General features: G+C 40.4%; 4 protein-coding genes. 2 read left to right on the forward strand and 2 right to left on the reverse strand.

The window, feature by feature from the left end; all coding sequences use genetic code 11:
* Together AC220I_RS19365 and AC220I_RS19370 are read left to right on the forward strand one after the other, a co-directional pair.
* On the forward strand, window positions 1–2,253 hold a 2,253-nt coding region (locus tag AC220I_RS19365; protein ID WP_486725509.1), incomplete at its 5' end, for an efflux RND transporter permease subunit.
* A gap of 9 nt (window positions 2,254–2,262) precedes the next feature.
* Window positions 2,263–3,342 (forward strand): efflux RND transporter periplasmic adaptor subunit, encoded by a 1,080-nt coding sequence (locus tag AC220I_RS19370; protein ID WP_486725510.1) that lies wholly within the window; start codon window positions 2,263–2,265, stop codon window positions 3,340–3,342.
* Between the two features lie 78 nt (window positions 3,343–3,420).
* Here AC220I_RS19370 and AC220I_RS19375 read toward each other — a convergent pair whose 3' ends face one another.
* Window positions 3,421–3,651, reverse strand: coding sequence for a thioredoxin family protein (locus AC220I_RS19375; protein WP_486725511.1), 231 nt, complete (start codon window positions 3,649–3,651; stop codon window positions 3,421–3,423).
* 139 nt (window positions 3,652–3,790) lie between these two features.
* Window positions 3,791–3,938 (reverse strand): permease (locus tag AC220I_RS19380; RefSeq protein ID WP_486725512.1); only part of this gene is annotated, 148 nt, incomplete at its 5' end.

Genomic DNA, 3,938 nt, shown 5'->3' on the forward strand with positions numbered 1-3,938 from the left:
ATCGTAGTACTCTTCTTGTTCATAGGTTTAAGAGAGGCGGGCATCGTTTCCATCGTAATTCCACTGGCAATTATGATGACCCTCTACTTCCTCAACCTTGCAGATATGACCTTAAACACCATTACCCTCTTCTCTATGGTTTTGGCAGTTGGTATGCTGGTTGACAACGGAATCGTTATCATGGAAAATGTCGACCGTCTTAGAGGCATGGGCCTTGATGCAAAACTCGCTGCAGAAGCAGGCACGAACCAGATCGCACCTGCGATTATGGCATCGACTTTAACCACACTAGCAGCATTCTTCCCAATTGCCCTAACACCGGGCATCATGGGTGAATTTATACGATCTATACCAATTACAGTTATGTTTGCTTTAGGTTCTTCTTTTATGTTAGCAGTGACCATTACACCTGCTCTTTGCTCAAGACTACTTGCAAAGCAGCACGATATTACACTTGCTACACCAAAGAGAAGATCGCAGCTTTCAAAGATTCTTTCGGTTTTATTAATTGTCATCTTATCTATGCAGGCATTTAAAGATGACAACTCATATGGATTGCTATCCTTTATATTTGCTGCAATATTTGGTGGTTTGATGTTTGCTAAAGTTTACTTTGGCAAAAAGAAATCCGGCCATCATCCAATCATTGAAGCTTACGGCGAAAGATTGTATAAAATCGTCAGCAGGCGTTCAAAGCGGTGGTCAGTAATCATTGCACTTGTTGTGGCATTCTTCATGAGCTTGTCGCTGATTCCACTCGGTCTTTTGAAAGTGGAAATGTTTAGTCAAACAGACTACGAACGATTATATGTAGATGTAAATACACCAAAGGGTGCCACATTAGAACAGACAAACGAAGTTGTTCTCAAGGTAGAAAAAGTCTTGTTTACTTACCCTGAAGTGAAAACTTTTGTCTCTAACATCGGTATTACAGGTGCAGACAGCTTTGACTCCTTCAACGGCGCATCAGGCGGCGGCACACCTAATATCGCAAGAGTTACCATCGATTTATATCCAGAAGAAGAAAGAACAAGATCTTCTATGGATATCGCTGCTGAACTCAGAGAAAAGCTTAAATCGATTCCAGGGGCCAAGGTTGAAGTCACAGAACTTGAAGATGGACCACCAAGTGGCTCAGCGGTTTCTATTGGTTTAATTGGTGAAGACCTCGTTAAAATGGAAGAGGTCGCAAACCACTTAAAAGATGTCCTTGAGACAATTCCGGGTACACGTGATGTTGCCACTTCACTTTCAACAGGCGGTCCTGAACTTGAAATTACCATCGACAAAGAAAAAGCGACAAAGTTTGGACTTGATGAAATGACCATTTCATCTACCATTAGAAATACAGTTTCTGGGGTCAAAGCAACAACTTACAGAAGCAACCAAGACGATATTGATGTCATGATCTATTCAGGTATGGATCATGTGAAGTCTAAAAATGACCTTCAATCCCTATACTTCTACAACAGATCAGGACAAGCCATCAGATTCAACCAAATAGCTAGCTTTAAAGAAACTGAAACATCACCGACAATCAGACACGAGGATGGCAAAAGACGTGTAAACGTCTCTTCACAGACTGAAGCAGATGCCAATACTGTTGAGATTGTAGATCAATTCAAGGCAAAAATTGCGGATTACAAATTACCAGATGGTATCAGCATTACCTATGAAGGTGAACTTGGCGATATGCAAGATTCCTTCACGGATATGTTCACCAACATGATCGTCGCTGCAATTTTAGTTTACCTGATTTTAGCAGTACAATTTAATTCACTTTCACAGCCTTTCATCATTTTATTTGCCGTACCACTTGGCTTAATCGGTGTTATGCCTGGCCTCTTCCTCACAGGGAACAGCTTTGGGTTCTTGGCATTTATCGGTGTTGTCGCACTCGTTGGTATTGCAGTAAATGACGCCATCGTTCTAGTGGATTACATCAATTATTTAAGAAAGAACGGTTACGAACTCCTAGATGCAGTAAGAGAGACTGGTAAGACAAGATTTATGCCTGTACTCGCAACTACCATTACAACTGCAGGTGGTATCTTGCCAATCACTTTAAAACAAGAGTTTTTCGAGCAAATGGGCTTTGCCCTAATCTTCGGATTGATGATGTCAACTGTCTTGACACTGGTTGCAATCCCAACACTTTACACTATGCTTGAAACTTTTAAAATCAATAGAGGACTTAAAAAGGAAAAGAAAAAAATGAAAACTGAATCAGCAGAAAATGCTGTGTCAATATAGGAGGTCAAAATGAAACGTTTATTACTCATCGCCACTCTGGTAATCGCCCTAACGGGATGTTCCAATGCTGCGCCCGCTGATGCAACGACACCTGAGGAAACAACAAAAGAAGTTAATACTATCAGTGTTGAAACGCAGATTATTGAAGAAAAAGAAATCATTACAGACCTTACAATTCCAGGTCAAGTAAAGGCAGACAATGTCCAATCTGTGGTGGCCATCGTCAGTGGTCAAATTAACTTTATGAATGCAAATGTCGGTGATATTGTCAAAGAAGGCGATACCCTTGTAACACTTGATGATACCCTACTTAAAATCCAAAAGAGACAAGCTGATATCGGTAACAATCTCTATCAGTTGTCACTGGATTCTGCTAAACGCGCTTTTGACAGAACGGAGTCCCTCTACAATGCGGGAAATGCAACAAAGGCTCAACTTGAGGAAGTTACAGACTACTTAACCAAAGCTCAACTGGATGTCGCTAACGGTAAAGTTAATACAGACCAATTGAACTACCAATTGTCTCATATGACCATCAAAGCGCCTATGAATGGCATCATCTCGAACAAATACCAACAACTCGGTGTTTCTGTGGGGCCAGGCACACCACTTTACGATGTGGTAGATATAAGTGTTTTAACCGTTGAGTCAGGCGTTACTGAAAAAGACATCAATAAACTCAAAGCGGGTCAATCTGTCCTTATTAGCTTGCCAACTGTAGGGATTGAAAAGCAAGGTACCGTTAAGGGTATAAGCCCAGTATCAGGCAGCGATCAAACTTATCCAGTATTAGTGGAAATCGACAATGCCGATTTAAGCATTAAGCCAGGCATGTTTGCAGAGCTTAAAATTGTAACAGATGCACCAAAAAAAGTCGTTTCTCTCCCTAAAATCGCAGTGATACACGAGGATGGCACCGACTATGTCTTCGTTATTACTGGCACAACGGCTACTAAGAAAATGGTAACACTCGGTGTAGCATATGATGACCAATTTGAAGTCCTCAGTGGCTTAAATGCAGGTGATCAAGTGGTGACAACTGGTCAAGCCTATCTCGAAGATGGTGACACAGTCCTTATAACAAATTAAAAAAAAGCGGTCTCAACCTTAAAATTGAGACCGCTTTCTATTTATATATGTTTTACATATTAATGAATCCAGATAAGACTATCCGAGTATTTTTTTGATATCGGCAACAGTAGCCACTCTGCCCATTACTTTAACTTCTTCATCCACTACAAGTGCTGGTGTTTTCATAACGCCATAGGCCATAATCTCTTTGAAATCTTCTACTTTCTCAACACTTGCTTCAATACCCATTTCCTTAACGGCTTCTCTCGCATTTTCTTCGAGCTTCTTACAGTTTTTACAACCTGATCCTAAAACCTTAATGTTCATCTCTGCCTCCTATTATTTCATCCTATTAAATATCCTGATATTGACTCTCCTAAATTTATGACCCCATATGTGAGTTTATGACGCCATTTGTGAATTTAGGGGGGGTAATTGGTAAACTAAAAACATATATGTCTTTAAACTATATTAGCCAGTGGGCAAGTCCATTAAAAAGATAGCCTACTAGTATAATTGCGATTCCAGTGATTCCAACAAAAGTTGCAATCAATTTCGGCTTAATGACTTTCTTGAGAAGGATCATCTCTGGCAGTGATAAAGCTGTGGTTGCC

Source organism: Fusibacter sp., assembly GCF_057447755.1.

Excerpts from the sequence above, each read along its gene's own strand:
- AC220I_RS19375 (WP_486725511.1), bottom strand. The coding sequence starts at position 3,651 with ATGAACATTAAGGTTTTAGGATCAGGTTGTAAAAACTGTAAGAAGCTC.
- AC220I_RS19370 (WP_486725510.1), top strand. The coding sequence starts at position 2,263 with ATGAAACGTTTATTACTCATCGCCACTCTGGTAATCGCCCTAACGGGA.